This is a genomic window from Caballeronia terrestris (assembly GCF_001544515.1).
In the GTDB taxonomy this organism is placed as follows: Bacteria; Pseudomonadota; Gammaproteobacteria; order Burkholderiales; family Burkholderiaceae; genus Caballeronia; species Caballeronia terrestris.
Window position 1 is genome coordinate 1 of record NZ_FCOL02000547.1, and the last position, 815, is coordinate 815.

General features: G+C 62.1%; 1 protein-coding gene. It reads right to left on the bottom strand.

What is annotated here, in order from left to right; all coding sequences use genetic code 11:
• A partial coding sequence (locus AWB67_RS38865) for an NAD(P)(+) transhydrogenase (Re/Si-specific) subunit beta (RefSeq protein WP_143746843.1) occupies positions 1–815 on the bottom strand: 815 nt, incomplete at both ends.

Consider the following 815-nt stretch of genomic DNA (forward strand, 5'->3'; position numbering starts at 1 on the left):
AGCACCACGTCGGTCTGGCCGAACTCGCTGTTGATGTCCTCCATCTCGTGGACCAGCTCATACGGCACTTCCGCTTCCGCCAGCAACACGTTCATATGCCCCGGCATCCGACCCGCCACAGGGTGAATCGCGTACTTCACGTCGATGCCTTTCTCGACCAGCTTGTCGGTCAGTTCCTTCAGCGCGTGCTGAGCGCGAGCGACCGCCAGCCCATACCCCGGCACGATCACCACGCTTTCCGCATTGCCGAGCATGAACGCGGCATCATCGGCGGAACCGGACTTGACCGGCCGTTGCTCCGTCGAACCGCCCGTCGCCGCCGCACCGCCTTCGTTACCGAACCCGCCGAGCAGCACGTTGAAGAACGACCGGTTCATCGCACGGCACATGATGTACGACAGAATCGCACCTGACGAACCCACGAGCGACCCCGCGATGATCAACATCGGATTGTTCAGCGAGAAGCCGATACCGGCGGCCGCCCACCCCGAATACGAGTTGAGCATCGACACGACCACGGGCATATCCGCGCCACCGATCGGGATGATGATCAGCACGCCGAGTCCGAACGCGATCAGCGTCATCACGACGAACGGCAGCCACGATTGCGTCAGCATGAAGATGATGCCGAAGCCGAGCATCGCGATGGCGAGCAGCAGGTTGATCATGTGCTGGCCCGGATACACGACCGGCGCGCCCTTGAACAAGCGGAACTTGTACTTGCCCGAGAGCTTGCCGAACGCGATGACCGACCCGGAGAACGTGATCGCCCCGACGAACGTGCCGATGAACAACTCGACGCGATTGCCGTAAGG